This is a genomic window from Desulfosporosinus sp. SYSU MS00001, from assembly GCF_049943955.1.
Lineage (GTDB): Bacteria > Bacillota > Desulfitobacteriia > Desulfitobacteriales > Desulfitobacteriaceae > Desulfosporosinus.
Genome location: NZ_JBNFTW010000001.1, coordinates 500,465 through 527,205, shown reverse-complemented (window position 1 = coordinate 527,205; position 26,741 = coordinate 500,465). Strand labels below are relative to the sequence as shown.

Genomic DNA, 26,741 nt, shown 5'->3' with positions numbered 1-26,741 from the left:
ATACTAAGCAATGATTACAGAAGCATACGGTTTCTTTGGACTAACCGGCCCTCCACCCAGACCATCACTGGAAAGCCTTGCAGGGTTTTTCCCAAAAATGGTGTATTTCTGGCTTTGGATACTAAATTGCCCGGCTCGATAACTTCTTTATAGCCCGGATCAAAAAGGACCATATCCGCAGGAGTTCCCGGCTTAAGCGTTCCTCCCTTTAACCCGAAGCGCTTAGCCGGAGAATGACTCCAGGCCTCAATGACCCGCTCCCAGGAAAGTTTCCCCGTGAGCACCAGATACTGATAAACAGCACTAAGAGCCGTTTCCAAGCTCGCAATACCAAAGGGAGCTTCAGCAAAAGGACGCGCTTTTTCCGCCTGGGTATGCGGGGCATGGTCTGTCGCAATCATATCGATAGTTCCATCTTGAAGCCCTTCAATAAGGGCAGCCCGATCTTCTTGGGTAGCCAGCGGCGGATTTACCTTAAGGGCAGTATCTGTAAGATGAATATCTTCGTCACAGAATATAAGATGGTGAGGATTAACTTCCGCTGTGACATTCACGCCTCGTGCTTTCGCCCTTCGGATCAACTCCACGCTTTCCGCTGTGGAAATATGGGCTAAATGAAGTTTTCCGTCTGTTTCTTCTGTTAAAATCAAGTCCCGGGCAACAATGACACTTTCGGCACTGGCCGGAATTCCTTTGAGTCCCATGCGTCCCGAGGCTATTCCTCTGCGCATAAGTCCGTCTCCAGCTAAATAGTTGTCTTCACAATGGCTAATGATCGGCAGTCCCGTTAATTTAACATATTCTAAGGCCAGTCTCATGACTTCCGGATTTTGAATATTTTTTCCGTCATCCGAAAAGGCAACAACTCCGCCTTCTTTCATATCCGCCATCTCAACAAGTTCTTCACCTTGCATCCCTTTAGTTACAGTTCCAATGGGCAGGACATGGGCATATCCGGCTCGTTCACCTTGAAGACGTACAAACTCCGCCAGGGCCCGCTTATCAATAACCGGTTGGGTATTGGCCATAGCTAAAATCGTCGTGAACCCTCCGCGCACAGCAGCGCGAGAACCGCTTAAGATATCCTCTTTGTCTTCCTGCCCCGGTTCGCGCAAATGAGTATGAACATCGATTAAACCTGGGAAAAGGAACTTGCCCTGACCGTTAATTGTCTCTATAGCTTCGCCCTGTGCTTTGAATTGAACCTCTTCATCACTCATGGACGAAGAAATCGCCAGGATTTTTCCTTCTTTAACAAGAACACTCTGCGGACTCGATAGTTTTTGACTAGGATCAACAACCAAAACATCTTTAAGCCACAACATTAGCGGACCCTCCAATCAAGAGATAGATTAAGGCCATACGAATTGCTACACCGTTTGTCACCTGACGCTCAATTAAGGCTTGAGCACTGTCTGCCACCTCATCGGAAATTTCCACTCCGCGGTTCATCGGACCGGGATGCATAACCACGCTTTGTTTGCCGGTCTTCTTTAAGCGCTCGGTCGTTAAACCATAAAGATGACTGTATTCCCGCAGGCTGGGAAACAGTCCGCTTTTTTGACGTTCCAATTGTAAACGCAGGGCCATCACCACATCGGCGCCCGGTAAAACGCTGTCCAAATCATGAGTCAATTTAACCCCCAAGCCTCCCATCTCCGCCGGTGCCAAAGTCGGAGGACCCACCAAGGTAACATTGACTCCAAGTTTTCTAAGGCCCCAGGCGTTGCTCCTGGCTACACGGGAATGTAAAACGTCCCCCACAATAACCACGTTTTTCCCTTCCAGCTCTCCCAGCTTTTCCTCCATCGTAAATATATCCAGCAAGGCTTGGGTCGGATGTTCATGTTGACCATCTCCCGCATTAATAACCCCTGAATTAAGAATATCCGCCAAAAAGCTTGCTGAACCTGAACTTGAATGTCTGAGAATGACTAAATCAGCGCGCATAGCCTGAATAGTTTTGGCAGTATCGTACAAACTTTCTCCTTTGCTCACACTGCTTTGAGCCACAGCGATGCTTGTCGTATCCGCCCCTAAGACTTTAGCCGCCATTTCGAAGGACGTTCTTGTCCTTGTACTGGCCTCATAAAAAAGATTGACAACGGATTTTCCTTTAAGTGTAGGCAGCTTTTTTATGGGCCGCATCAAAATCCCCTTCATCACTTTTGCTGTCTGCAAGATCTGACGAATTTCTTCCACATCCATCTCTTCTAACCCAAGAACGTCTTTACGCTGCAATTTCATCGTAACCCTCCTAATAATGCTGTTACTTTTTGGTATCCCCTTCGCTGCAACTTTTATCCAAAACAAGATTGAGACTAAAAACCAAAAGTCCTCTCCCAAGAAGGGAGAGGACTAAAATAGGCATGGCCAAAGATCCTACTCGCCCCTTGCCCATCTCTCTGGATGGTATTTAAAGGGTTAGGTCATAGTTCGTTGTTATTCACTTGTTAACTTGCAATTAAACCCGCTCCAGGAGAAGTACTTCTTCTGCTTCATCAACTTCCTGTAATTGAACTGCGACGATTTCCCGGCGGGAAGTAGGCAAGTTTTTGCCGACATAATCTGCGCGAATGGGAAGTTCCCGATGTCCGCGATCAACTAACACAGCAAGCTGAATCCGCTCCGGCCGGCCTAAATCCATGGTGGCATCTAAGGCTGCACGGGCGGTTCGTCCGGTATACAAAACATCGTCAATCAGTATTACCGTTTTCCCTTCAACACTAACCGGGACATCCGTTTCATGAACAACAGGCTGAACATCAATCGTACTCAAATCATCCCGATAAAGTGTTATGTCCAAAATCCCCAAGGGTAACTGTACTCCTTCAAATTCCAGGATATACTTTTGGATACGCTCTGCTAAAGGTACGCCCCGACGTCGAATCCCCACTAAAATCAGTTTATCAGTTCCTTTATTTTTCTCCACAATTTCATGGGCAATCCTGATAACCGCCCGCCGAATTCCATCAGCATCTAATATCTTGCTTTTAACCGTTCCCTCCAAAGTATCCATCTCCTTCCTTCTGGAGTAACTTTAGAACACAGATCAGAGTGACAAAACAAATAGGACCATCTCCCACGGGCAGACAGTCCTTAGCTTACTTCCGTCTGCCTTCCCAAGCCTCTCAGGACTTCATTTAAAGGCCATTCAACTGACATTAAGTTTACTTTAGGTTGGTCGAAATGTCAATCCTTCCTGCAAACACTTGAGAAGGTTAGAGAACACTTCAGGAACCGGAACGTCAAACCTCATCCATTCCCCGCTTCGGGGATGTTTAAACCCTAAATGGGCCGCATGGAGAAGTTGGCCATTTAGCCCGAACCTGTTTTTCGAAGGTCCGTAAACAGGATCCCCTAAAACGGGATGCTTAAGATAATTCATGTGTACACGGATCTGATGAGTCCTGCCGGTTTCCAGGTGCACTTCTATGAAAGTCATATCTGGATAACGTTCCAGAACTTTGTAATGAGTGACAGCAGTTTTAGAATGATTCATAACAACAGCCATGCGCTTGCGATCCGACGGGTCACGTCCAATGGGAGCATCAACAGTACCAGAAGGTTCATGGATCACACCATGAACCAGGGCAAAATAGATTCGTTCCATACTGTGTACTTTAAGTTGGGCAGCTAAGTTTTGGTGAGCATCATCATTTTTAGCCACTACTAAAATTCCTGAAGTATCCTTATCAATTCGATGTACGATCCCAGGCCTTAAAACCCCGTTAATTCCTGAGAGATTACGACAGTGGTATAACAAAGCGTTAACGAGAGTGCCTGTCCAAGCACCGGGCGCCGGATGGACTACCATACCCTGGGGCTTGTTGACGACTAAAACATCCTGGTCCTCATAAAGGATATCTAAAGGGATATCCTCTGGTTCCGCATTGGCCGGACGAGGTTTTGGAATTGACGCTTCAATTCTGTCACCCTTGTGGACTTTATAATTTCCTTTTTTAATCTGCCCATTAACTTTAACGTATTCCCTGGCAATAAGATCCTGAACAAAAGACCTGCTTTTTCCTATGAATTTAGTAACCCCAACATCAAGTCTAATACCTTCCGAAAGCTCAAATTCCAAGTTCTCAATTTCGTCAGAACTATCTTCTGCTCCCAACTCAATCTCGTTAATTTCTTCGTTGAAGTCTGCATCAACCTGTTCTGAGCCAACAACTTTTTCTACTTTCACGCCAATCTTAACCATCCCAAATTTAAAATTCTATCATCTTTCAAGGGTTTTGTGATCTTTTTCGTCCCAATATAACTTCAGCATAAGGAGTCCAACACCAACAACGATCATACTATCAGCAAAATTAAAAACATAAGGCCAAATTTGAACATCGATATAATCGACAACACGGCCAATCACAAGGCGGTCATATAAGTTCCCAAGAGCACCTCCGCCAATCATGCCAATAGCCAAGCGCAGAAGTACTTCTTTTTTGGGAATTCGAAATTGGCCATAAATTACCCCACCGACAACCACAACAGCTGTAACGACAAAAACCCAGGTGCGTCCAGCCATCAAGCCGAAGGCGGCTCCTGGATTAAGGACATAAGTAATGTGAAATACCTTGGGAATGACTATCAGCGATTCGCCCGGCACAAAATTTTTTTGAATCAACACTTTTAAGAGGCGATCAACAATCCATACGCCAATCATTGCAAACCAGACCAACAATCCTTTAACCCCCCTGTTCTTTTTCATCTTAACACAGGGTTTTAAGGAGAGCAAATTATTCCTTATGCCGGCAATTCATCTAAGTGCGCCCATGTTTCTCACTGTAGTGGATTGTATTGCCTCGCCCTTCCGGTTCTCGGCTTGTCTCAATGGTTTCTATAAATTCGCTTGCTCCAATAACCTCATCAGAATCCTCATACAAATCATTGGGATCTGATATATCTCTATTTGTCCCTAAATCTTGAAGTGAATCAGACGTTCCATAACGGGCTACAGCCTGCCAGGCATCTTCGCCATCAAATTCGACTCGATCCGTCCCGTCATTAAACGTTCGGGAAAAGGGACGGTTGAGAATTTCATCTTCGACAGGTTCACGATGCAAAGAATGCTGCTCCTCTTTCTCTTCCTCACGACTACATTGAGTACATACCGTCGTATAGGGTACAAGTTCAAGCCGTTCATAAGGGATCTCTTGACCACAGCGTTCACAGACTCCATAGGCGCCTTTCTCAAAACGCTCTAAAGCAGCATCAATAGCCTCAATCCTATGTACAGAACGATCATGATAGGCAACATCCTGAGAACGCTGATATACCTCCGTCGCCACGTCAGCTGGGTGGTTGTCCGCTACTGACAGTTCACCTAAGGACTCCCTCATATCCCCATTAATAAGTTCTGTTGCTGTCTCCATTAAGCTTTGCTTTTCCGCGTGCAGCGTATCTATTAATTTTCTATAACGAGAACCATTATTCATCTAACTGCCCCTTTCTAATGTCTTCAAACAAACTCCTAAATTTTGATCTTGTTTCAATAATCTTAGTGTTCCCACGCGCTGATGATTTACCCAAAAAACTTAATAACATAAAGAAAACTTAGCTGACGCTGAGCTCTGGCGAAAGCGGCAGCTAAGTTGCACTTATGCTAGAAGACGAAGACACTGTCTTCGCACGTATTAACTCTTCTTGCAGTCTAAAACTGTAAGTTATACTCTCCGATAGTACAAAAAAAGAACTCCGCGCCACATAATTGTGACGCGAAGTTCACCATTTACCACAGAATATAAAGAATATCTAAATCTAATCCAAAAGAACCTCTAACTGCATGCCATTGGAGAGACTGAAAGCATTTCCTTCATCTGTATCAATGTGCATATCCAAGGCATAATTCGGGCTGACACGGATAAGAACTTGGTCGAAAATTCCGCCTCGTACACCTGGGACCACAACCCGGACATGGTCTCCATCCTTTAAGGAATATTTTTGAGCATCTTCAGGTGTCATATGAATATGGCGAGCTGCAATAATAGCCCCTTCATCGAGATGAACTTTTCCCTTAGGACCTTCAACATCGAGTCCTGGCGTCCCTTCAAGCTTTCCGGAGTCCCGAACGGGAGGTTTAACTCCTAATTTAAAGGTATCCGTGGCTGCCAATTCCACTTGAGACGCCTTTCTTGCCGGTCCTAAAACACGTATTCCCGGCATGGAACCTTTGGGACCAATAAGCGTCACCGTTTCTTCACAGGCAAACTGACCCGGCTGACTTAAGTCTTTTGTTCTCGTCAAAGTATGACCGGCGCCAAAGAGCTCTTCAATATGCGCCTGGGACAAATGAATATGTTTGTTGGAGATACCTACCGGAACCATAAAACTAGCCATTAGATTTATCACCCTCCATAGTTACTGCGAATGAAATGATAACATCTGCCCGAAACAAATTCCGGGTGTAAAAATTTCATTAAATAATAGTATACTCCATTTCAGCATAAAACGACACAAATCCAAGCGTAAATCCCAGTTTAAATTTATGTTAATAATATCCTTAGCTTAGCGTTTCTTATTCCATTCATCAGATCGATATTTGGAACGAATTTTTTGCATCAAACGTCTTTCAGCATCTGTTAATTGACTTTGAAGCAAATCGATTTTCATAACTCTAGAAAATCCGCAGCAAATCTCCCGTTCCAAATCCTCTCGTCCAATGGGCTGGGGCCAAATTTCATCCAAAGCACACGCTTTCCGTTTAAATCGTTTCAACAAACGCTCCCTCAGCTCTTCAGTGGGGAATTTCAGAAGCCGAAAGAGAAGATCGGCATCAAAATGGAGTAGGATGGACCCATGCTGCAAAAGCATCCCCTCTTTCCGCATCTGAGCGCTCCCCACCAATTTTCGGCCGTTGACAACAAGCTCATACCAAGAAGGAGCATCAAAACAGGCCGCAGTAGTTGTTTCTTTCGCAACCCCGCCAAGGGACATCTCTGCCGGAATTCCCAGGGCTTGAAATCCTGATAATAAGGCTTTACTGATCTTCAGATAAGATTCCGTTACAGTCCCTGAAACCTTAGGATCCTTTTCTGAGGCTATGACACTATAGGTCAGCTCATATTGGTGCAAAACCGCCCGCCCACCCGTCGGTCTGCGCACAATGTCAATTCCTTCTGCCTGACAGGCCCTTTCATCAACCTCTCGTTCATAGCTTTGAGCATATCCAAGGGATAAGGTTGCCGGGTCCCAGCCATAAAAGCGCAAAACGGGTTGAGGCTCAGAAGCTTGAACCATCGTCAGTAATAATGCCTCATCAGTAGCCATATTCTCAGTTCCCGAGGCTACAGCATAAGGCAGGTAACGCCAAAAATCCATAGGATCACTCACTTTCCGTTGATTTCTCCAAACCTTTACGAACTTGATCCCAAGCCCTTACCGCTTCATCTTGAGTCAGGGGCCTCGGATAATTATAAAGCTCTTCACCGGGTGTTTCATTATAATACGGACGATTACAGCCTGTGCAACCCGAAGTTTGAAAGGGTATTCCTCCCCTTTTTTCTTTCAGCACGTCAATAGAAATACCATAGCTGATCAACTGTCCCTGTTCAAATGTAAAATTGTCCTTCCTCCCTAATTGATTTCGGAGGAGATCGTGGGCAACCTGTATCCGACGATAATGAGACAATTCAGGTTGAGCAACTCCTTCCATTCGCGTCCCCCGTACAGGGGTAAAAGCAAAGAGTGCTGTAGTAACACCGTGATCGTAGAGAGTTTGCAGGCAATGGATCATCTCCTCTTCACTCTCCCCTAAACCAACGATCAAATGAGTTGCTATATGACCAGGAAACATCTGAGCAGATGTGAAAAGCAGCTCCCTTCGTTCCTGCCATGACCCGTCTTTACTGCGGGCATAGATCTCAGGAGTTGCGGCATCTAAAGCTACGCTTACATGGTCAACACCGAGATCCAAAAGTTCCTTAACCTCCTCGAGACTTCGGGGACCTGCCGACACACAGATTGGCAGTCCAGTTTCTGATTGAACAGCTTTAACCCAATCCTTAGTTTCTTCCAGAGCCGCTTTATCCTGAACCACTTGAAAACAAATTCGCTGCAGCCCAATATTAGCCTTAGTTGCCCTTAATCCTTGGAGGAACACTTCATTGGCATAATCCGGCCAGCTAACCCTCGACAGAAGATCTGCCCGAGCACCACTCTCGCGGGCTTGTGCACAGAAGGCACAATTAAAGCGGCAGCGTTCTCCGACCATCAGGTAGGCGGTTGTAGGCAAAACATCAACCCTAACCTTTTTTAAGCCCAAGACTTTAGCTGTACCCAAAGAACATCGTATCATAAAGCACAACACTCCTCACCGCGTATAACCTTAAGACCCAATTCTTCTGCTCTTCGCCGAGCTCCCGGAGTCGGCATAACCAAACGATTCAGACCTAAATCAACGGCAGCTTCATCCAGAACCTGCCGGTATTTTCCCTTGGGACGCATACATCCCAAGACTAAAGGTATCTTGGAGAAACGAATCCTTGCCTTAGCCAAAAAATCAACAACCTCCTCCACCGGCAGCGGCCGCCTATCAGCATAGCGTGTTCCCGGCGTCGGAATAAACACATTAAAAATCAAACCCCGGATATCCAGTTCAGAAAGAACTTCCAAAGCCGCCTCTTCCCCCTGCCACTCTCCACCTTTCAAACCTAGAGTTACATGGGGCATCACCGGCAATACGTCCTGCAAAGCAAGAAAAACCCGACGGTAATCCTCCGGGCCAAACTCCAAGCCATATACTTCACGTATCGTTTCCCGATCGGCTACAAAGTCAAAGGAGATCACATCGGCTAAATCTTTGAGCAACGGAACTTCCTCATTGCTTAATAAGCCTACGTGAAAATTTAAACGAACATTTCTTTTAAGCCCGCGCAGAAATTCCAAATGTTCAGGGAAAGGGACCTTCCCCTCCCGTGTACACCCTCCGCTGATAAGTGCACTGCGAAATGGATAACTCTGATTAAGAGCCCCACGAATTTGAATCTCTTCGACACTAGACATCCCCTTAAGGTAGTGTCCGCCACAATGAGCACAATTAAGAGCACAGGAGTGACCTGTAAGAGTGATGCTCTCTGTCTGAGTGGGAAAGTCAAAGAAGATCTCATCGTTAAAATTCCTACGCCGCACCATCCATGCCTGTTGAATCAGGCTCAACCCATCATCATGCTCCATCTCTTCATCCTCACTTAAATTAAAACTTATCTCTGATGGTACCGTATTATAACTTAGATATCTACCCCGAAAAGACTATAGACCTCAAAGCAGGGCACCTTCGCCCACAGGAGAGAACTCATTGCATGGAGAGGCGGTAAAGCCCACAAAGGCTGCGCGGGGCAGCGGAGCCAGTGGTTCACATCAGGTACTGCCCAGAGGTTTGGCACGAAAGTGTCCGGTGGACATTTTCGCTCGATGCGGCTATCTCCAAAGAATGCTTATCCGCTGAAGATAGCTCCCGCGCGGCCGAGTGGGCGAGCCTCGGAATGCTGAGTGAACGGTGTGGGTGAAGATGCCTGACCCTAGCGACCTAATTTCATTCTTCAATGGCTTTACATCCAGACCGTTAGTGGAAAAAAGCCGCCCCAAAGAGCGGCATATAAAATCACCCTAGTTCCCTGACAAAATGTTACTTCTTCCGATACCGCAAATCCGGTTTCCGCACCGCTGCCACCTCATCTAAACGAGTCACTAAAGTAGTATGGGGGGCGTTCTTAACCAAATCCGCATCTTCACGGGCTTCCTCAGCAATCTTAATGAGGACCCGGGCAAATTCATCGAGAGTTTCTGCGCTTTCCGTTTCGGTGGGTTCAATCATCATTGCCTCTTCAACGATCAGCGGAAAATAAATCGTGGGCGGATGATAACCATAATCCAATAAGCGTTTGGCAATATCTAAAGTGTGAACTCCCGTCGATTTCAAGGTCTTCGGCGTAATTACAAATTCATGCTTACAAGTACGGTCGAAGGGCAGGTAATAATGATCTTTGAGCACTTGCATTAAATAATTGGCATTAAGCACCGCATTTTCTGACGCTGCCTTGAGCCCTTCTCCTCCCAAAGCTCGAATATAAGCGTAGGCCTTAACAAGTACCGAGAAATTAGCGTAAAATGAACGAACCCGGCCAATTGAAAGGGGCAGATTGTCCTCTAATCCAAAAGTACCGTCATTTCTTCGAACCACAATAGGCTTGGGCAGGAAGGGCAGCAAAAATTCCTTTACGCCGACGGGACCGGCACCCGGCCCACCTCCCCCGTGGGGCGTCGAAAAGGTCTTATGCAGATTAAGATGAACGACGTCAAAGCCCATATCTCCGGGACGAGCAATACCCATGATGGCATTGGTATTAGCTCCGTCATAGTACAATAATCCGCCGACATCGTGAACAAGCTTGGTGATTTCCCGAATATTTTCATCGAATAGACCAACGGTATTAGGGTTTGTTAACATTAGAGCAGCAACTTCATCGCTGACAACCTTTTTTAAAGCCTCCAGATCTACGCCGCCCCGCTCAGTGGAAGGCACCTGAATGATATCATAGCCGACCATCGCTGCCGTCGCCGGATTAGTTCCATGAGCTGAATCCGGAACGATGACTTTCGTACGTTTCCGGTCTTGCCTATGTTCATGATAGGCTTTAACAATTAACATCCCCGTCATCTCTCCATGAGCACCGGCTGCAGGCTGAAGAGTAAATCCATCCATTCCCGCCAGCTCACAAAGATCTTCCTGAAGCTCAGCCATGAGCTGTAAAGCTCCTTGAGTCAAGACCTCCGGCTGATAAGGATGGAGGGCCGAAAACCCGGAGAGACGAGCCAAAGTTTCATTCACTTTAGGGTTGTACTTCATTGTACAAGATCCCAGAGGATAAAATCCGGTATCTACTCCATGATTGAAGGTTGAAAGCCGAGTAAAATGCCGCACAACATCAACCTCGGACAGTTCGGGAAGCTGCGGTTCCTGACGGGTAAGCATATGCTCGGGGATCATTGTCTCCACAGGGATTTCCGGAACATCACATTTTGGCAAACTGACTGCATTTCTGCCACCAGCACTGAGTTCAAAAATTAGCGGTTCTAATGCTTTCATTGGATTTCCCCCAATCTGGCCACAAGCCGATCAATATCAGCCTTACATTTAGTCTCGGTCACACAGAAGAGAAGATGATGATCAAGTTCAGGGTAGAATCGCGCTAAATCCAATCCGCCAATGATTTGATCTTTGAGAAGAGCCTCATTAATTTTCGAGGGTTCCAACGCTGTTTTTACCACAAATTCATGAAAGAAAGGCCGTTGAAAGGCTAAACTCATACCTGGAAGCTTGGCGATCTCCCGAGCGGCATAATGAGCATTTTGGAAATTCAGATTGGCTAATTCTGAAACTCCTTTTTTTCCCAAAGCGCTCAAATGCATGGTAAAGGCTAAGGCACAAAGGGCCTCATTGGAACAAATATTGGAAGTAGCTTTTTCCCTTCGAATATGCTGTTCCCGGGCTTGCAATGTCAGAACATAACCTTTTCGCCCGTTTTTATCTGTTGTTGCTCCTACAATCCTTCCCGGCATTCTCCGCACATACTTGTCCCGACACGCCAAGAAGCCTAAATAGGGACCGCCAAAATTAAGAGGATTTCCAAAGGCCTGACCTTCTCCGACAACAATATCTGCCCCGCATTCTCCCGGAGTCTTCAGCAGCCCTAAAGACACGGGATTAACTGCCATCACGGCAAGTGCTCCCTTTCCATGAGCAGCGAGGGTAATTTGTTCTGCCTCTTCTATATTGCCGAAAAAGTTTGGAGTCTGCACCAAAACGCCTGCTATACCTTCCTGAAGCTTAGTTTCTAAGGCTTCAAAGTCTGTGGCTCCACCTTTGGACGGAATTTCAATCAGTTCCACCCCTCGCGGCGGCAAATATGTTTTTAGAACGTCACGATATTCCGGATGTACTGTCTCCATAACTAAGATTTTGTTTCTCTTTGTGGCATCGCAGGTCATGAGTGCAGCCTCAGCTAAGGCGGAAGCGCCATCATACATTGAAGCATTTGCCACATCCATTCCCGTTAACTCACAGACCAACGTCTGATATTCATAGATCGCTTGGAGTGTCCCTTGCGAAATTTCCGGCTGATAGGGCGTATAAGCCGTATAAAATTCAGAGCGAAGCAATAATTGATCCACAAAACTCGGGATATAATGTTCATAAGCACCAGCCCCCAAGAAGGAACTGTATTCTTCAACGGTCTTATTTTTAGCGGCCAATCCTTTAACATGTTTGACTAATTCTTGTTCTGACATTCCTCCGCGAATATGGAGAGGCCGTTTTAAGCGAACTTCCTGAGGTACATCTGCAAAAAGGTCTTCGACGGACTCAACCCCAATACGGGCTAAGAGCCGCTCTTTTTGGCTGTCCGTATTTGGCACGAAGTTCATTCTAGTGTTCCTCCTCAGCCACAAACTCCTCATACTCAGCAGCAGTCATTAAGGTATCCAGAGGGGACAAATCCTCTGCCTCAACTTTTATCAGCCAGCCGTCTCCATAGGGATCACTATTTAACAGTTCCGGCGAATCAATCACCAAATTATTTACTTCAACGACCTTACCGCTTACGGAAGCTGTGATTTCTGAAACTGCCTTAACCGATTCAACGGTCCCGTAGGATTCTCCTGCAGTTACCGTAGCTCCCACTTCAGGAAGTTCAACGAAAACAACGTCTCCCAGACTTTCCTGGGCGTGATCAGTAATTCCAAAAGTTACGATATTCCCTGCTGTCTTCGCATATTCGTGTTCTTTGTTATACTTTAATTCTACTGGATTCATGATATCATCCTCCTCAATATTTTAGTTATTTTATCCGCTAGCTCCGTTTATAAAACAAACTGGGAATAATCTTTGCTTGAACAGCCTTTCCGCGAATCATCACATCCAGGGTTTCACCTAATACCGCTAAATCCGCTCGCATAAGACCCAAAGCGATATTTTTATCAAGAGTCGGGGAGTAGGATCCCGAAGTAACAAATCCGATCTCTTCCCCATTCTTTTGCAATAGATAATGAGAGCGGGCAATTCCCCGTCCGATCATTTCCAAACCAACAAGCTTGCGTGGTACGCCTTGCTCCTTTTGCTTCAGCAGTGCATCTCTGCCAATAAAATCCGTCTTATCCAGTTTGACAAAGATACCTAGTCCGGCTTCTAAAGGAGTAATGCTCTCCCCTAATTCGTTGCCGTATAAGGGTAAGCGGGCTTCAAACCTTAAAGTATCTCGAGCACCAAGGCCAATGGGCTGTATCCCTTTTGCTGAACCGACTTCCAAAATCCTGCGCCACAATTGTTGGGCAGACTGAGGGGATGCATATATCTCAAAACCATCTTCTCCCGTATATCCTGTACGAGAAATCAGACATCTAATATCATCAACTTCCCCGTAGCAAAACGTATAATACTTTAAGGTTGACAAATCAACATTGGTCATTCCTTGAAGGATCTTTTCCGCTTGCGGCCCTTGCAAAGCAAGCTGGGCATATTGGTCCGAGATATTCTCTGCGGTGGCTTGGAAATTTTGGACTTGCTCAAGCATCCAGGCAAAATCTTTTGCTGTATTGGATGCATTGACAACAAGCAAAAAATGCTCCGGTGTATGTTGATAGACCAATAAATCATCTACAATTCCGCCATTCGGATAGCACATGGGAGAGTAAAGGATTTTTCCGTTTTCCAGCTTACTGGCATCATTTGTAATTATCCTTTGCACAAAAGCCAGAGCATCCTTTCCTCGAACATCAATTTCGCCCATATGGGAGACATCAAAAAGCCCTGCGTTTTTACGTACTGCCTGATGTTCTTCGATCACTCCGGAATACTGAACCGGCATTTCCCAGCCGCCAAAATCAATAAGTTTTGCCTTGGCTGCTTTATGTTCTTCATAAAGTGGAGTTCGCTTCAGTTCTGCCATTTTGGCACCTCCTCAATTCTGTATAGTTTTAACTGAAAACTGAAACTTAACCTCTCCCATCGTAAAAAATTAGCTAGCCGCCATAGATACAAAAAAGGACAGAAAAAATGCCTTCGCATCTTCTCTGTCCTTTAACCTGAGAGATTCGCCGTCTTCCGGCTTCCCCTTTGGTGTTCCCTGTGAAGAGAAACTCTCCAGAGTACCGTCTACTAGCCGTACCTTTGCCTGAGAGTTTCCCCCCTTGAAAAGCGACTTCAAGAGATTTTCTCCTTCGGCGTCCGGAACTTCTCCCAGATCTCTCCTGCTAGTATCATTCGGTAGCTATTATCGTTATACAATATACTATGCCTTTTTTTTCATTTCGTCTATACCCTTTTTAAAAGTTTGACTGATTTTTTTCAATATTTAATTACCTAATTCGACAATTACCATTTTTTTATAGACACCCAACCCGTACAATCGTTTACATTTTTACCCTTGGGCCGGATGACCCAAAATTTCCGATTTTGGGGCTTTTGTAATTAAAACTCCATAAATAACTAAAATCCCGTCCCTCCATAAAGGGACGAGATCACTCGCATACCAACCGTTTCGCTAACGATTTCATCAATAACTGAGTTACTTATAATAATAATAGTTATGAGTCCTTCAAGATTACCTTACGTAAAATCGTGACTAACTTCGCCTGTCCCTCAGAATCGATGGGATCAACCATCCAAAGACACAAAAAAGAGACTTTACGTTGTTTCCATTCCTGAACCAGCGGCTCCATCGTTTCCTTAGAAAGGTATAAATGAGTGGAATCTTGATTAGGGATCAGACTTACCACAACACAACGCTGCTCAAGATCATCCATAATTTGAAATGCACGATCAAGCAAATCGTCGCTTCCGGTCATCAGTACATCCCCCGGGCGAAAATGATTACTGGCTTCAGCAATTCCCACACAAAGAATTTTCAAATCTTTGGTTTCTAAGTCTAAATCATGAAAGTCAGGTAAAAGCTGGATCTCTTGACCTCCTACTTTACCAACAAAAATCTTCCTTTCATCCTCATGCAACCCAAATCCTTGAATGAGAAAGTCAGAAGATATCTCACTAATCAATCTATTCATCGGTGACAATCCTTCTCTTTCCAAGTTCTCTTTTAGAACATTTTACCACGAATGCAGACAGCTTAGCAACAACTGCAGTAGCCTTGACCCTTTAGGCTATACCTTCATTTCGCTCTTGCATCGTTTCTAAATCAAGATGGGAGAGCAAAAAGGACTTGAGTTGACTTCGAATCAAATCACGTTTCCTAGATAATTCTTGTATTTCTCCCTGTATTTCTTCCCATTTTTCCTGAGCTTCAGACACTTTGGCTAACTTATTCTGTTCAGCCTCCTTCAGCAAAAGTTCGGCCTCATGACGTGCAGCTTGCTTTACTTCTTCCGCAGTTTGCTGGGCTAAGACCAGGGTTTGCTGCAATGTAGTCTCAATTTGACGAAAATGACTAATTTCAGATTCTAAAACTTTCACTTTTTCGCGTAACTCGAAGTTTTCAGTGTAGGCGGATTCAAATTCCTGACTCACTGCATCCAGGAATTTTTCCACCTCTCCGCATTGATACCCTCGAATCCCTTTATTGAATTGCTTATTGTGTATATCAAGGGGAGTCATTTGCATCTTTGTTCCCTCCTACTGGCGTTGTGACTTATAAAGAATAAGCTGCCAAGCCGTACGTTCCTTGCGGGTCTGAGTACATTCCAATAGCTTAATGCGTCCGCAGCCCCGGCAGGAAATGGTTTCTCCAGGCTGCAGCTTAAGTTCCGCTTTGTTGACTACCAGGCCTTCGCGCCGTACCTTACCCTGGTTAATCCATTCCTGTGCTAAGGCCCTCGAGACACCAAAGGAATGGGCAAGAAGAGCATCTAAGCGTGATGAACTTACTGTAACCCGTTTCTTCTCTCCCTCGTCGGGCGAAATATTGGGCTTTTGGCTGCATAGTGCTGCTTTAATTTTTTCCCGTCCGGCTAATTGCCAATAATCGATTATAAAGGGAGCAATATCGGCCGAAGTCACTATATAATACTCCCCTTGACCGGCACGGATGTCTCCCAAAACCTCCCGCTCTATACCCAAACCCAACAGAGATCCGAGAATTTGACGGTGTTCGAGCCGAGCTTGAGGATTCGCAGGCAGAACCTCGAGAATTGACAGATTGGCATCCTCAGGATCTAGTTCCTCTCCCCATGGGCCAATAACGATACGAACACGTTCTGCGTCTGGAAACCCGCCTTCCAGCAAATAAGCTAACCCTTCTTTCCTGAGAATCCCTTCAGTCCAATCCCGCAAGGCAAAACTTAAAAAAGGAGTGACCTGTTTAGTATTATAACGAAGTACTATATCGAGTTGATCTAAAAGATGAGCAGCCGTCAACCGTTGGTCTTTTTCGTTCCAAAACCCAAGCGCACTGCGATCTATAGAAGGTTTCATCTAATAGAAAAGCCTCCCAATCAATGTCTGAATCAGGTTTAAAACGATAATAGCGATCAAAGGAGAAAAATCCAACCCCATACCCCCTGAACTAATTTGAAAACGCTGAAACGGTTTCAGTAAAGGGTCGGTTATATCATATATGATCGTGATTAGAGGGTTTGGCTTTAATCTTGGAATATATGAGAGAAATGCTCGAACAATTATGGCGAAAATCAGAATTGTAATCACTTTATCAACAATCTGAGCAATTAGAGAAATCAATTAATAATCCCTCCTATTTTGACCAAAACAGACCTTTAACTTTTAGCTCATCTCGCATTTCCCCAGAAATATCGACATTATTGGGAACAAACAGGAAAATCCCGCTGCCAACCTTCTGCATATTGCCATTTAGAGCATAGGTTGTCCCGCTAATAAAATCAACAATCCGTTTTGCTAAAACCTTCTCGGCATTCTCCAGATTGACAATAACCGGCCGTCGGGATTTCAGCTGATCAGCGATATTTTGGGCATCTTCAAAAGTATTCGGTTCCAAAACGACCACTCGCATTTGTTTTTGCGTATGAATACTAACAACGGGAGCATTTTTTCTGCTGGTACGTACTTCTTCTTGGTCAATTTTCTCTTTTTCCTGTTCTTCAAAAACCTCGTCTTCCTGTTCATCATCCGCAAATCCCATAATCCCAATCATCTTATCAATCAATTTTGCCATACCTGGCCCTCCCTTTCAGATATCTCTTTACGTGGAGCTAAATACTACCTAACTTAACCTACTGGCTATCCGCGTTCGCCAAAAATCTGTCGTCCCACTCGAACAAGAGTGGCTCCTTCTTCAATGGCCAATTCAAAGTCTCGGCTCATCCCCATTGAAAGGTCCAGCAAATCAACACCTGGCCAGCTTTGAGATTGCAAAGAATCACGGAGATTTCTCAGTTGGCGGAAGAATTCCCGAGTTTCTTGCAAGCTTGCCTCCAGAGCTCCGATCGTCATCAAACCCCGGACATTGACATAAGGATAATCCTTTATAGAGTTTAAAAAATCCGGAACTTCTTCAGGCGCTAACCCGGCTTTAGCAGGATCTCGAGCAATATTGACTTGGACCAATGCTGCCCAGATCAAACCTTGTCGTCTTCCCTGTTCATTTAAGGCTTCTAAAAGTGAAAGGCGATCCAAGGAATGAATGAGAGCAACCTTGTCATTCAAATATTTAATCTTATTAGTCTGCAGTCTTCCCACAATATGCCATTCACAATCATTCGGCATATACGGAACCTTCTCCTGCCATTCTTGGATTCGGTTTTCCGCGAAAGCTCGCTGCCCAACCTGATAAGCCTCCTGAATTTTTGGAATAGGCTGAGTCTTGGAAACCGCCAACAATTTTACTGCGGCACAATTTCTATTGCTCCGCTCAACAGCCCGAAGAATTCGCTGACGAACTTCTATTAAACGTTGTTGAATACCCAAATCTTCCATTTCCTGAATATCCCCTTCGCAAAGAATTCTACGCTTTTCCTCCGTTTCCTGCTACGAAAGTCTGAAGCTTGATATTTTTTACCTTGCAATTAGCCCCTCAAGCCCATTTCGCGGGTTCGTTACTACAGGTATCCCTACCGGTAAATTGTCTACACAAGCTTGTTGATCATTTTTATCAAGTACTTTGACTTTTTTAAAATGGATTACCCCTTCTGTCGAAATAAAGACACCTTGTTCCTCTCCCTGTGTCCAAAGAGCGCTTGCAGGTATTAGAACACCACTGGTCTGGGGCGCATAGATCCAAGTTATTTCTTGGTGTCTTTCAGTTGCTGACCCATCAACGTAATGAGGAAACTGAACGATTATACCCATAGGTTTTTCAGATTTACGCATAATCTGAGCATCCATCGTTTGATTTCCTGCTGTTAAACGGATGGTTTTTCCAGTGATATCATCAATACTTGACAATTGGAGGAAAGCCAGCGTCGGCGAAAGATTATTCACGATTTTACCCACAATCTCTCCCGCCTGAACCGTCTGACCAGGGACTTTAACCTGGGAAGTTTGAGCAACTAATTTTTCTAAATCCATAGACATTATGTTCTCGCTGGTAATAATTGTTTCTAAACCATCGCTTTGATGAAAGAATAGCCCTCCCATATCAGCTGTTACCACAGTGCCGCTTAGCGAACTCTGATTACTTCCGGGAGCAGCTCCATTTTGCTGCACTGCTGCCAACGTTTCGCCTCGTCTAAAACGCTGGCCATCTTTGCCGACAAACTGTATTGTTCCTGAATTGGGAGCTTTGACAGGCTGCTCCTGATTCGCAAAAACAGCAGAAACCTTTCGTTCATGAGTAATGATCCCCGGCTGAGCTGCTGTGAAGGTTATATTCCCAGCGGAAAAATTCTCTCGATAGTAGCAAAAAGCTCCCCCAAATAAGATTAAGAATACGATGATCCAAAGCCCATATGGATTTCTTTTTTTTCGCTTTTTTTTCTCCATGGACCCCTCCCAGAACCCGTCTCTTTTTTGATGTTTGATACATAGGATGTCAGGATGCACTACCTGGCTCGAGGTAAATCACAGGTAAAAACAGTTCCGACACCAAGCTGGGATGTAACATCAATAGTTCCACCCACTCCTTCGACCATATGCTTTACAATACTTAGACCCAAGCCTGTCCCTCCTTGTTCTCGGGATCGAGCTTTGTCCACACGGTAAAAACGCTCAAAAATTCTTGGCAGCATTTCTTCTGGAATACCACAACCGGTATCACCAAACTCCAAGCGAAGATACTCTTGAAAAACTTGCGCATTCAGCCATACTCTTCCTTCAGTTGTATATTTCACAGCATTCTCTAAAAGGTTTAAGAGAAGTTGGCTTAATAAATCTTCACCTATGGAAAGAGGCGGTAAATCCTCCGGGAGATTGACTTCAACCTCAATATTTTTGACTTGAGCGAAACTAAGTATAACCGGCTGAATCTTTTTATAGGCTTGCTGGAGATAACTTATTTTGCCGGAGACGAGTCCTCCCTTGTTCTCCCGTCCTTCAAAATGAGCTAACGTTAAAAGATCTTCAATTAAGCGCTGCAGGCGCAAGGTCTCAGCCTGAATAATTTTTAAGAAACGCTCGCGTAACGAAGGGACATCCGCCGCACCATCCAACAATGTTTCCACAAACCCTTTAATGGATGTTAAGGGAGTTCTCAACTCATGGGATACATTAGCAACAAATTCCGTGCGCATTTGTTCTAAACGACGAAGTTCAGTAACATCATGCATGACAATCACAGCCCCTCGCGGCTGACCAAGTTCATTTAAAATCGGGTTTACTTGACTTTGGATGGTCTTTTGACCAAAGTGGGTTTCCCTGGTCGCACTCGGTTCTCCAGAAAGTACATTGTGAATTAAATGTTCCAGTTCTGAATCATAGGTCAGCTCCAGCAAATATTTTAACTTGCGTTCCGTATCCTGGCGTCCAAAAATTCGATTTGCTGCTGCGTTAACTAAAACAACCCTGCCCACATGATCAACTGAGACAACGCCTTCTTGCATTCCTGCTAATATTGCCTCCATCTTGTGAGCCTCTTGAGTTCCGCTTTGGACAATCATCTCCACATGCCTCGAAAGACTATTCAGTTCAGCCGTAAATTCCCCGATTTCATCCGTAGAATCTGCAAAATCAATTCGTTCAAAGTTGCCTCTCGCAATACGTTGAGTGGCCAGATGGAGTTTTTCCAATCGCTTAGCTAAATAGCCGGCATAAACATAAACAGCCCCCGCCGGAAAGCAGATCGCCAGGATCACGACTTCAATGTCTATTTGCTGTCCTATCGCTTTTAATTTTACGCTCTCACCAACCCAAAACAAAAGCAAGGACAAGGCCGTCATAACAATGTACAGTCCCGTTAAGCGCCATTTTATGCTCATATTCTTACCCTTTAAAACGGTAGCCGATTCCGCGCAGAGTTTCAATGTACTCCGGATTCGAGGGATCACGCTCAATTTTTAGCCGCAAATGCCGCACATGGACATCAACAGTACGGGTATCTCCATGATACTCATAGCCCCAAATGCGTTCCAGAAGTTCATCTCTGGAATACACTTTACCAGGATGGGCAGCAAAAACACGTAAAAGCTCAAATTCCTTTGGCGTTAGCTCAACTTCTTCACCTCGGATGAGAACACGGAAACCGTTAATGTCAATACGCAGCTCTCCTCGCACAATCATGGCTTCCGTATCTTCCGGGATGTTTAAGCGGCGCAAACGAGCTTTGATTCTCGCCAGTAGTTCCCGGGGACTAAAAGGCTTTGTCATATAATCATCTGCCCCAAGCTCCAAACCCAGAACCTTATCGATCTCTTCACCTTTCGCCGTTAACATAATAATTGGTATCTGCTGAAACTTTGTATTTAAACGAAGTCTGCGGCAGACCTCTAAGCCGTCCATTCCTGGCAGCATGACATCAAGAACAAGCAAATCCGGCTGTTCCTTTTCAATAGACGCTAAGGCTTCCGGACCATCTTTTGCCACCCGAACCTGATATCCTTCTTTTTCCAAATTGAATCTAAGCAGTTCTTGAATGGGTTCCTCATCATCCACAACCAATATTGTTGCCACTTAAATCCCCCCAATTCTAATCCACCCTGCCATTCGTCCTGTTCGAGCACCATCACGACGATGAGAAAAAAACCATTCCGGGTTATCTTTTGTGCAAAGGGCCGCCACTGCAATATTATCCGGGCAAACACCTTTTTCTAACAATGTAGTCCTATTAGCTTCCCACAGATCAAGCTGGTACTGTCCTTCAGAGATCGGACGCAAAAAGGGAGTTTCTGCGTAGTTGGCGCGAAATTGGCTAGCAACACGTTCATCGACAACGTAGCAGCAGGGGCCGATACTAGGTCCGATGGCAGCCCAAGCCTTTTCCGTACAGCCTCCGGCTTCTTCAAAACACTCTAAGGCTCTGCGGCCAATTTTCTGCATGGTTCCCTTCCAACCCGCATGAGCGATGCCAACCGCCTTAAGATCAGGATAATAGAAATAAAGAGGAACACAATCTGCATAAAATGTCATGAGACCAACGGAACTCTTTGTAGCAAGACCATCGACACCTGGGATAACAGTTTCTTGATCACGAAGACCTCGGCCGCCATCTTCCTCATCAACCCATACAACCTTTGCTCCATGAATTTGTTCTCCCACGACAGCTCCCGACCAGGAGGCGTCCCACAGACTAAGCCAACGCGAACGATTCTCCAAAACCTCCCCAGCTTCATCCCCAACATGAAGTCCTAAATTTAAACTGTCATAGGGGGAGTGACTAACACCTCCCTTGCGCGTCGAGAAGCCTATATCAATTCCTTCTTCAAGCCACTTTGAAATTGTTAGAACGGTAAATTCTCCTTTTCTTTGCCAGTTCCAGTTCATTCTCTGACTCCTTTAATTTCTTTTTTAATATATCATTTAATAACCATAAGAACAAACCTGCTATTAGTCCTATTTCGACTAGTACTAGAAAAACATTGGCGAATATCCGGATAATATGTAGATAAAACCTGTCCTTTGCGGAACAAACATAAATAAAAGCATAAGCACATGTTCTTAGATTAAGAACTATGACTTATGCCTATTGATTCAACTTAAGTACTCTTAGCGATGGTCATCATTCTCCGGATGGTATTCAGGCAGATCATGGGCATCAACTAAAATAACATCCACTCCAATTTTCTTAACCCGTTCCCAAGGAATTATAAAATCCTCAGCTTTTCCGCCGCCAAAAAGTCCCCAACTACTTCTTGCAGGCCCTGGTACCACCATTCCTTTAACAATACCCTTCTCTAGATCCAAATCGAGATCTTTAATTGGGCCTAACCTTCGGCCATCCTTGATATTGACAATATCCAATAAGCGCAAATCTGAGATTCTCATAGATTAATCCCCCCTGATGAGGCTCAACTGTCATATATCATTATATGTGGGATGGTCTTTAAATAGCCTTCGCTTTTAATATTTTTTAAAGTTACTATGTTGCAGTAAGTAAATTTGGCTGCGGTGGCTGTAAAGAGTGCAATTGGGATGACCTTCCTTGATCTTGCGAAGCTCTTAAACGTATTTGCGCATATGCTGCATAGCCGCCTTTTCTAAGCGGGATACTTGGGCCTGGGATATCCCTATCTCATCGGCGACTTCCATCTGTGTCTTGCCATTAAAAAACCTTAGCGATAAAATCAGCTTTTCCCGTTCACTTAAACGCCTAAGGGCCTCGCGGACTGCAAGCCCCTCTACCCATCCATTGTCCGTCTGTTTATCATCTCCGATTTGGTCCATAACAAAAATAGGGTCACCGCCGTCATGATAAATCGGCTCAAACAAAGAAATCGGTTCCTGAATGGCATCCAAAGCAAAAATAACATCTTCACGCGGCAGGGACAGCTTAGTGGCGATCTCCGCAACTGTTGGTTCACGCGAGCACTCACAAACTAATTGATCTCTTACTTGTAAGGCTTTATAAGCAATGTCTCTAAGTGATCGGCTTACCCTAATGGGATTATTGTCCCTTAAGTACCGGCGAATTTCTCCAATGATCATCGGCACAGCGTAAGTTGAAAACTTTACGTTTTGGCTAAGATCAAAGTTGTCAATCGCTTTCATCAATCCAATGCATCCAACCTGAAATAAGTCGTCAACATACTCGCCTCGATTTGTAAATCTCTGAATTACGCTGAGTACAAGACGAAGATTCCCGTGGATTAATTTTTCACGGGCACTGCGATCTCCGGCTTGATAAATCACAAACAGCTCTTTCATTTTTGCACTGGATAATACAGGTAGCTTCGAGGTGTTCACGCCACAGATTTCAACTTTATTTAATGCCAACTTAAGAGCACCTCCCCAGACAATTCTGTTGGAAAGTATGCCCGTTGACCGTTTTACTTATTCTAAACGACAAAATTCTTTACGCAATCTGCGAATTATTCTTTTTTCGAGTCTTGAAATGTAGGATTGTGAGATACCGAGTCGATCCGCCACCTCCTTTTGGGTCTTCTCTACCCCATTATCTAAGCCAAATCTTAATTCCATAATAATTTTTTCTCGGTTCGTTAGTCTTTCCATAGCTAAATGCAATAACTGCCTGTCAACTTGTTCTTCAATAGGTTTGGAAATGACATCATTTTCTGTTCCCAGAACATCTGAAAGCAATAACTCATTCCCATCCCAATCAATGTTTAAAGGTTCATCAAAAGATACCTCAGAACGAGTCTTATTATTACGTCTAAGATACATCAGAATCTCATTTTCAATACAACGGGAAGCATAAGTTGCCAATTTAATCTTTTTCTGCGGATCAAACGTGTTAACTGCTTTGATTAAGCCAATGGTTCCGATAGAAACCAGGTCTTCAATGCCTATCCCGGTATTTTCAAACTTTCTGGCAATGTACACGACGAGCCTGAGGTTACGTTCAATTAAGATATCTCTGATCGAAGGATCACCCATTTCCAGACGCTCTAAGAGCATCCCTTCTTCGTCTGAATTTAGAGGAGGGGGCAAGGCTTCACTGCTTCCGACATAATAGATACCTCGAGCCGAAAAGAATTTCTGGCGAAACACCACCCAAAAACGGCTAATTTTATCGAGAACATTACTCCACCACATAATTATTCATCTCCACCTTTCTGCAATAGTTCCGGGTGCAGTAACGCTTGATATTCACCCTCCGAACTTAAAATTTGTTTGACAAGAGCCACAGTTGCCTGGATTTGACGGGGGCCATCCTTGTCAAAACAAGTGACCCGAGCAGGTCTGATCCCTAGAAGCCAACTTCGGCGATCAATAGTTTGAAAGGGAATAAAAACAAGACGTCTCATTAAACTAGGATTTTCTTTCCATAAGTATGGCCATGGATCCTTACTCTCCTCCCAGGGTATTTCAAGAAAGGACTGTATTTCCTGGGGTATCGAGGCCGCTGCAGCCTCTTCTTCCACAAGTAAGACAGGATTGCCATTCAAGGGGTCCGTCAGCTGATTGCCTGTATCCAACAAAGCTTTAAAATTAACGAGCTTTTGGCCATCACCTTCGAAATCAATTTCCAGTTCAAAAAGGTTTTTTTCTAAGTGAGAACGTCCTGTCTGCCATCGCTGCCAGCGGTCTTGTAGTATCCACCATAAAAATCCTGACAAGGGCAAAATCCAGAAAGTTCCTTTGACAAGGGTAAGCATGTCATCACCCAGACCCTTATCAAACTGTATCCACCCCCATAAAGCATAAACAAACCCCCCGAGTCCGGCGGAAAAAAGCCAAAACCCCAGGAAGACTTTAAGAAAAACCTTTATACTCCGGATCGGGTAGGCTGCTAAAACCATGAGGAAAGGGATGAGCCACTTGCTCAGAGTCGTCCAGGGCGGACCGGAATAACACACTAAGATTACCGGAATTTCCCCAAGCAATACCCCAGCCAGTATTCGTTTCGATCGAATTGGCAGATGAAGCATTCGGCCTGCAAGAATAAGAAGTAGCGCATCTACGCCTCCATTCACGAGCATATCTAAATCGAGATAAGTCATCGCTCCATTCATTGACGCATCCTTTCCAGATCTATACTAAAAATTATAGCTTAGCGACGGAGGAAAAAGCTGTCGCTTTCAGTGGTTCTGTTTGGGATTTTTTAGGAGAATGAATACGAGTAGTGTAGTTTTAGATCAAACTTGGCTGCTGACAAGCTCCCAAGTATCGACGACACTCTGAATTTCCTAAGCACTTAACTGTCTGTAAATCTCAGAAGAACAATTTAGCTGATGCTCGAAGGCACTGTCTTCCACCCGCTAGCCTTTGGGAAGAAGTGAGTGAACTCGTTCAACTAAAGCTGAATAAAAAAAACTGTCGGGAATGCTTGATTCATTCCCGACAGGTATAAAATGATCTTACGTCGAATTACGTTAACACTCTTGTTGTAGTTCTTGTAAAACAGCAACCACCTCTTGTGATGCTTGAGCCATCTTTTTAAGCAGTTCTCCACCTCTGGTTTTATCGCCTTGTTCTATCGCTGTTGCCGCTTCACGAGCTAGATCATGAACTAGTTTATGCGGAGCTTCCAGCTTGGTCAATACATTGGAGGAACGAAAGTGGATGGATTGGTCGCTTTCAACCCATTGACCTAAACGACAGCCATGATGGTCACCAACCTGCTTGGCAGTCAGATGTTCATACCCCAAAAGTAAGTTGTAAATTCGCCATGTCCATAAGAGATGGTCTGTTTTACACAATTCTAAAGCTTGATAATCGGACATAGTAGGAACTCTTGTCACTTGTTCTGAACGAATTGTTTCTAGTTCCCGACTAAGATCATAAATTCCTTGACCGGTTACTTCAGCTATGTTTTTAATTTCTTCGGCAGCCAGAGTCAACGTGGAAATGCTTCCGGCTGCCTCTTGAACGGCTGCACTCTGCTCTTCACTGCTGGCTGCAATATTTTGGATATCCTCTGTGATCGACGTAAAATTTTCGATAATTCCTTCTAAGGATGATGCTGCTTCCTGCATTATCGTTTTGCCATTGGACATCGTTTGCGAAAGTGCCGAAATCTTCTGATTTGTTTCAAAAGAATTCTGACTAAGAACAGCAATTTTCTGACGAATATCCGTCACCGATGTCGTTGTATGTTCGGCAAGTTTACGAACCTCATCCGCCACAACAGCAAATCCCCGACCCTGCTCCCCGGCACGTGCCGCTTCGATAGCTGCATTGAGAGCCAGTAAGTTTGTTTGATCAGCCACACCGGCAATAACCGTCACAATCTTTTCAATGTCCTTCATGGAATTCAATACTTCTTGAACCTGTTGGCTGACTATAGAAAATTCATCAAAGGAACGTTCAACGAAGAGAATGGCTTCTTGTATTTTTTCACCTCCGGAAACAGCCGCCGTGGTTGCTTGTTCAACAAACCCCGAGGAATTAGTAGCAGACTGGGCAACCTGATCCGAAGAAGCGCCCAATTCTTCAGACTGAGCAGCAAGACCTGTTAAATGATCCGCTTGTTCCTCGACCTTATGCAGCATTTGGCGAATTGAGGTCATACCAATCAGTCGCTTGACAGAATTATCGATATCCTTCAGGGAAGCCGAAGATGCCTCTTGTCTCTCGGCAATGACGCGGTTAAGAATTTCCACCACAGGGTAAAGGGGACTTGAAGGCTCAATATCGACTTCCAATGACCTGGTAAAATCAGATTGGCTTAAAGCCTTATATATTTTTTCACAATCGGAATTAGGCGTAAGAACTTCGGAGGTCTTACCCTTAAATAATCCCATACAGACATCATCCTTCTTATCTTAAA

30 protein-coding genes and 2 riboswitches are annotated in these 26,741 nt (G+C 44.7%); of the genes, 1 reads left to right on the top strand and 29 read right to left on the bottom strand.

Features of this window, described 5'->3' with window-relative positions:
* Positions 1 to 14: 14 nt before the first annotated feature.
* The 10 genes from ACPUYX_RS02525 to ACPUYX_RS02480 form a co-directional block, all read right to left on the bottom strand.
* Positions 15 to 1,325, bottom strand: a complete 1,311-nt coding sequence (locus ACPUYX_RS02525) for a dihydroorotase (RefSeq protein ID WP_426378152.1) — start codon at positions 1,323 to 1,325, stop codon at positions 15 to 17.
* Entirely contained in the window at positions 1,312 to 2,247 is a 936-nt protein-coding gene (locus ACPUYX_RS02520; protein ID WP_426378151.1) for an aspartate carbamoyltransferase catalytic subunit, read from the bottom strand. Before ACPUYX_RS02520 ends, ACPUYX_RS02525 begins: the two co-directional genes overlap by 14 nt.
* 217 nt (positions 2,248 to 2,464) lie before the next feature.
* Positions 2,465 to 3,010, bottom strand: a complete 546-nt coding sequence (gene pyrR / locus ACPUYX_RS02515; protein WP_088229041.1) for a bifunctional pyr operon transcriptional regulator/uracil phosphoribosyltransferase PyrR — start codon at positions 3,008 to 3,010, stop codon at positions 2,465 to 2,467.
* Between the two features lie 165 nt (positions 3,011 to 3,175).
* Entirely contained in the window at positions 3,176 to 4,210 is a 1,035-nt protein-coding gene (locus ACPUYX_RS02510) for an RluA family pseudouridine synthase (RefSeq protein WP_426378150.1), read from the bottom strand.
* Positions 4,211 to 4,228: 18 nt separating this feature from the next.
* Entirely contained in the window at positions 4,229 to 4,687 is a 459-nt protein-coding gene (gene lspA / locus ACPUYX_RS02505) for a signal peptidase II (protein ID WP_426378149.1), read from the bottom strand.
* Positions 4,688 to 4,766: 79 nt separating this feature from the next.
* Entirely contained in the window at positions 4,767 to 5,441 is a 675-nt protein-coding gene (locus ACPUYX_RS02500; protein ID WP_426378148.1) for a TraR/DksA C4-type zinc finger protein, read from the bottom strand.
* A gap of 322 nt (positions 5,442 to 5,763) precedes the next feature.
* Entirely contained in the window at positions 5,764 to 6,342 is a 579-nt protein-coding gene (pduL, locus tag ACPUYX_RS02495; RefSeq protein WP_426378147.1) for a phosphate propanoyltransferase, read from the bottom strand.
* 168 nt (positions 6,343 to 6,510) lie between these two features.
* Positions 6,511 to 7,335, bottom strand: coding sequence for a lipoate--protein ligase family protein (locus ACPUYX_RS02490; RefSeq protein ID WP_426378146.1), 825 nt, complete (start codon positions 7,333 to 7,335; stop codon positions 6,511 to 6,513).
* Positions 7,328 to 8,299, bottom strand: a complete 972-nt coding sequence (locus ACPUYX_RS02485) for a radical SAM protein (RefSeq protein ID WP_426378145.1) — start codon at positions 8,297 to 8,299, stop codon at positions 7,328 to 7,330. The genes ACPUYX_RS02490 and ACPUYX_RS02485 overlap by 8 nt, the downstream gene beginning before the upstream one ends.
* A complete protein-coding gene (locus ACPUYX_RS02480; protein WP_426378144.1) occupies positions 8,296 to 9,177 on the bottom strand; it encodes a radical SAM protein in 882 nt (293 codons plus the stop codon). Before ACPUYX_RS02480 ends, ACPUYX_RS02485 begins: the two co-directional genes overlap by 4 nt.
* 121 nt (positions 9,178 to 9,298) lie before the next feature.
* Here ACPUYX_RS02480 and ACPUYX_RS02475 point away from each other — a divergent pair, with 121 nt between their 5' ends.
* Complete coding sequence (locus ACPUYX_RS02475) at positions 9,299 to 9,448, top strand: hypothetical protein (RefSeq protein WP_426378143.1); 150 nt, start codon at positions 9,299 to 9,301, stop codon at positions 9,446 to 9,448.
* A 180-nt stretch (positions 9,449 to 9,628) separates the two neighbouring features.
* On the opposite strand, the gene gcvPB is transcribed toward ACPUYX_RS02475, so the two are convergent.
* From gcvPB to ACPUYX_RS02380, 19 genes are all read right to left on the bottom strand, one after another.
* Entirely contained in the window at positions 9,629 to 11,089 is a 1,461-nt protein-coding gene (gene gcvPB / locus ACPUYX_RS02470) for an aminomethyl-transferring glycine dehydrogenase subunit GcvPB (RefSeq protein WP_426378142.1), read from the bottom strand.
* The gene (gene gcvPA / locus ACPUYX_RS02465; RefSeq protein ID WP_426378141.1) at positions 11,086 to 12,426 is read right to left on the bottom strand and encodes an aminomethyl-transferring glycine dehydrogenase subunit GcvPA; all 1,341 of its coding nucleotides are present in this window, start codon (positions 12,424 to 12,426) and stop codon (positions 11,086 to 11,088) included. Before gcvPA ends, gcvPB begins: the two co-directional genes overlap by 4 nt.
* Position 12,427: 1 nt before the next feature.
* Positions 12,428 to 12,814 (bottom strand): glycine cleavage system protein GcvH, encoded by a 387-nt coding sequence (gcvH, locus tag ACPUYX_RS02460; protein ID WP_426378140.1) that lies wholly within the window; start codon positions 12,812 to 12,814, stop codon positions 12,428 to 12,430.
* Positions 12,815 to 12,851: 37 nt separating this feature from the next.
* On the bottom strand, positions 12,852 to 13,946 hold the full coding sequence (gene gcvT / locus ACPUYX_RS02455; protein ID WP_426378139.1) for a glycine cleavage system aminomethyltransferase GcvT: 1,095 nt from the start codon (positions 13,944 to 13,946) through the stop codon (positions 12,852 to 12,854).
* A 122-nt stretch (positions 13,947 to 14,068) separates the two neighbouring features.
* A riboswitch (glycine riboswitch) is annotated at positions 14,069 to 14,146 on the bottom strand.
* Positions 14,147 to 14,149: 3 nt separating this feature from the next.
* Positions 14,150 to 14,260, bottom strand: a riboswitch (glycine riboswitch).
* A 323-nt stretch (positions 14,261 to 14,583) separates the two neighbouring features.
* Complete coding sequence (locus ACPUYX_RS02450; RefSeq protein WP_426378138.1) at positions 14,584 to 15,060, bottom strand: hypothetical protein; 477 nt, start codon at positions 15,058 to 15,060, stop codon at positions 14,584 to 14,586.
* Positions 15,061 to 15,151: 91 nt separating this feature from the next.
* Positions 15,152 to 15,613 (bottom strand): DivIVA domain-containing protein, encoded by a 462-nt coding sequence (locus ACPUYX_RS02445; RefSeq protein WP_426378137.1) that lies wholly within the window; start codon positions 15,611 to 15,613, stop codon positions 15,152 to 15,154.
* 12 nt (positions 15,614 to 15,625) lie between these two features.
* Complete coding sequence (locus tag ACPUYX_RS02440; RefSeq protein WP_426378136.1) at positions 15,626 to 16,423, bottom strand: RNA-binding protein; 798 nt, start codon at positions 16,421 to 16,423, stop codon at positions 15,626 to 15,628.
* Complete coding sequence (locus ACPUYX_RS02435) at positions 16,424 to 16,687, bottom strand: YggT family protein (RefSeq protein WP_426378135.1); 264 nt, start codon at positions 16,685 to 16,687, stop codon at positions 16,424 to 16,426.
* A gap of 13 nt (positions 16,688 to 16,700) precedes the next feature.
* A complete protein-coding gene (locus ACPUYX_RS02430; RefSeq protein WP_088228534.1) occupies positions 16,701 to 17,138 on the bottom strand; it encodes a cell division protein SepF in 438 nt (145 codons plus the stop codon).
* A 65-nt stretch (positions 17,139 to 17,203) separates the two neighbouring features.
* The gene (locus ACPUYX_RS02425) at positions 17,204 to 17,890 is read right to left on the bottom strand and encodes a YggS family pyridoxal phosphate-dependent enzyme (RefSeq protein WP_426378315.1); all 687 of its coding nucleotides are present in this window, start codon (positions 17,888 to 17,890) and stop codon (positions 17,204 to 17,206) included.
* Between the two features lie 87 nt (positions 17,891 to 17,977).
* On the bottom strand, positions 17,978 to 18,904 hold the full coding sequence (locus ACPUYX_RS02420; RefSeq protein WP_426378134.1) for an HlyD family efflux transporter periplasmic adaptor subunit: 927 nt from the start codon (positions 18,902 to 18,904) through the stop codon (positions 17,978 to 17,980).
* A 59-nt stretch (positions 18,905 to 18,963) separates the two neighbouring features.
* On the bottom strand, positions 18,964 to 20,334 hold the full coding sequence (locus tag ACPUYX_RS02415) for an ATP-binding protein (protein WP_426378133.1): 1,371 nt from the start codon (positions 20,332 to 20,334) through the stop codon (positions 18,964 to 18,966).
* 4 nt (positions 20,335 to 20,338) lie between these two features.
* Positions 20,339 to 21,025 carry a response regulator gene (locus tag ACPUYX_RS02410; RefSeq protein ID WP_426378132.1) on the bottom strand — a complete coding sequence of 229 codons (687 nt, stop codon included), beginning with the start codon at positions 21,023 to 21,025 and terminating at the stop codon, positions 20,339 to 20,341.
* Complete coding sequence (gene pgeF / locus ACPUYX_RS02405; RefSeq protein WP_426378131.1) at positions 21,026 to 21,835, bottom strand: peptidoglycan editing factor PgeF; 810 nt, start codon at positions 21,833 to 21,835, stop codon at positions 21,026 to 21,028. It abuts the gene before it with no gap.
* 222 nt (positions 21,836 to 22,057) lie between these two features.
* Positions 22,058 to 22,336 carry a YlmC/YmxH family sporulation protein gene (locus tag ACPUYX_RS02400; RefSeq protein WP_426378130.1) on the bottom strand — a complete coding sequence of 93 codons (279 nt, stop codon included), beginning with the start codon at positions 22,334 to 22,336 and terminating at the stop codon, positions 22,058 to 22,060.
* A 174-nt stretch (positions 22,337 to 22,510) separates the two neighbouring features.
* Complete coding sequence (sigG, locus tag ACPUYX_RS02395) at positions 22,511 to 23,284, bottom strand: RNA polymerase sporulation sigma factor SigG (protein WP_426378129.1); 774 nt, start codon at positions 23,282 to 23,284, stop codon at positions 22,511 to 22,513.
* A gap of 57 nt (positions 23,285 to 23,341) precedes the next feature.
* A complete protein-coding gene (sigE, locus tag ACPUYX_RS02390; protein WP_426378128.1) occupies positions 23,342 to 24,064 on the bottom strand; it encodes an RNA polymerase sporulation sigma factor SigE in 723 nt (240 codons plus the stop codon).
* A gap of 2 nt (positions 24,065 to 24,066) precedes the next feature.
* The gene (locus ACPUYX_RS02385) at positions 24,067 to 24,984 is read right to left on the bottom strand and encodes a sigma-E processing peptidase SpoIIGA (RefSeq protein WP_426378127.1); all 918 of its coding nucleotides are present in this window, start codon (positions 24,982 to 24,984) and stop codon (positions 24,067 to 24,069) included.
* Between the two features lie 360 nt (positions 24,985 to 25,344).
* Positions 25,345 to 26,715, bottom strand: a complete 1,371-nt coding sequence (locus tag ACPUYX_RS02380) for a methyl-accepting chemotaxis protein (protein WP_426378126.1) — start codon at positions 26,713 to 26,715, stop codon at positions 25,345 to 25,347.
* Positions 26,716 to 26,741 lie beyond the last annotated feature (26 nt).

What these genes read in the sequence shown, in the direction of transcription:
- pduL (WP_426378147.1), bottom strand. Translation starts at nt 6,342, where the DNA reads ATGGCTAGTTTTATGGTTCCGGTAGGTATCTCCAACAAACATATTCAT.
- gcvPB (WP_426378142.1), bottom strand. Translation starts at nt 11,089, where the DNA reads ATGAAAGCATTAGAACCGCTAATTTTTGAACTCAGTGCTGGTGGCAGA.
- ACPUYX_RS02520 (WP_426378151.1), bottom strand. Translation starts at nt 2,247, where the DNA reads ATGAAATTGCAGCGTAAAGACGTTCTTGGGTTAGAAGAGATGGATGTG.
- ACPUYX_RS02450 (WP_426378138.1), bottom strand. Translation starts at nt 15,060, where the DNA reads ATGAATAGATTGATTAGTGAGATATCTTCTGACTTTCTCATTCAAGGA.
- ACPUYX_RS02430 (WP_088228534.1), bottom strand. Translation starts at nt 17,138, where the DNA reads ATGGCAAAATTGATTGATAAGATGATTGGGATTATGGGATTTGCGGAT.
- ACPUYX_RS02440 (WP_426378136.1), bottom strand. Translation starts at nt 16,423, where the DNA reads ATGAAACCTTCTATAGATCGCAGTGCGCTTGGGTTTTGGAACGAAAAA.
- ACPUYX_RS02500 (WP_426378148.1), bottom strand. Translation starts at nt 5,441, where the DNA reads ATGAATAATGGTTCTCGTTATAGAAAATTAATAGATACGCTGCACGCG.
- ACPUYX_RS02445 (WP_426378137.1), bottom strand. Translation starts at nt 15,613, where the DNA reads ATGCAAATGACTCCCCTTGATATACACAATAAGCAATTCAATAAAGGG.
- ACPUYX_RS02415 (WP_426378133.1), bottom strand. Translation starts at nt 20,334, where the DNA reads ATGAGCATAAAATGGCGCTTAACGGGACTGTACATTGTTATGACGGCC.
- ACPUYX_RS02485 (WP_426378145.1), bottom strand. Translation starts at nt 8,299, where the DNA reads ATGATACGATGTTCTTTGGGTACAGCTAAAGTCTTGGGCTTAAAAAAG.
- ACPUYX_RS02525 (WP_426378152.1), bottom strand. Translation starts at nt 1,325, where the DNA reads ATGTTGTGGCTTAAAGATGTTTTGGTTGTTGATCCTAGTCAAAAACTA.
- ACPUYX_RS02420 (WP_426378134.1), bottom strand. Translation starts at nt 18,904, where the DNA reads ATGGAGAAAAAAAAGCGAAAAAAAAGAAATCCATATGGGCTTTGGATC.
- ACPUYX_RS02385 (WP_426378127.1), bottom strand. Translation starts at nt 24,984, where the DNA reads ATGAATGGAGCGATGACTTATCTCGATTTAGATATGCTCGTGAATGGA.
- pgeF (WP_426378131.1), bottom strand. Translation starts at nt 21,835, where the DNA reads ATGAACTGGAACTGGCAAAGAAAAGGAGAATTTACCGTTCTAACAATT.
- ACPUYX_RS02400 (WP_426378130.1), bottom strand. Translation starts at nt 22,336, where the DNA reads ATGAGAATCTCAGATTTGCGCTTATTGGATATTGTCAATATCAAGGAT.
- sigE (WP_426378128.1), bottom strand. Translation starts at nt 24,064, where the DNA reads ATGTGGTGGAGTAATGTTCTCGATAAAATTAGCCGTTTTTGGGTGGTG.
- ACPUYX_RS02480 (WP_426378144.1), bottom strand. Translation starts at nt 9,177, where the DNA reads ATGGAGCATGATGATGGGTTGAGCCTGATTCAACAGGCATGGATGGTG.
- ACPUYX_RS02380 (WP_426378126.1), bottom strand. Translation starts at nt 26,715, where the DNA reads ATGGGATTATTTAAGGGTAAGACCTCCGAAGTTCTTACGCCTAATTCC.
- gcvT (WP_426378139.1), bottom strand. Translation starts at nt 13,946, where the DNA reads ATGGCAGAACTGAAGCGAACTCCACTTTATGAAGAACATAAAGCAGCC.
- gcvH (WP_426378140.1), bottom strand. Translation starts at nt 12,814, where the DNA reads ATGAATCCAGTAGAATTAAAGTATAACAAAGAACACGAATATGCGAAG.
- ACPUYX_RS02510 (WP_426378150.1), bottom strand. Translation starts at nt 4,210, where the DNA reads ATGGTTAAGATTGGCGTGAAAGTAGAAAAAGTTGTTGGCTCAGAACAG.
- gcvPA (WP_426378141.1), bottom strand. Translation starts at nt 12,426, where the DNA reads ATGAACTTCGTGCCAAATACGGACAGCCAAAAAGAGCGGCTCTTAGCC.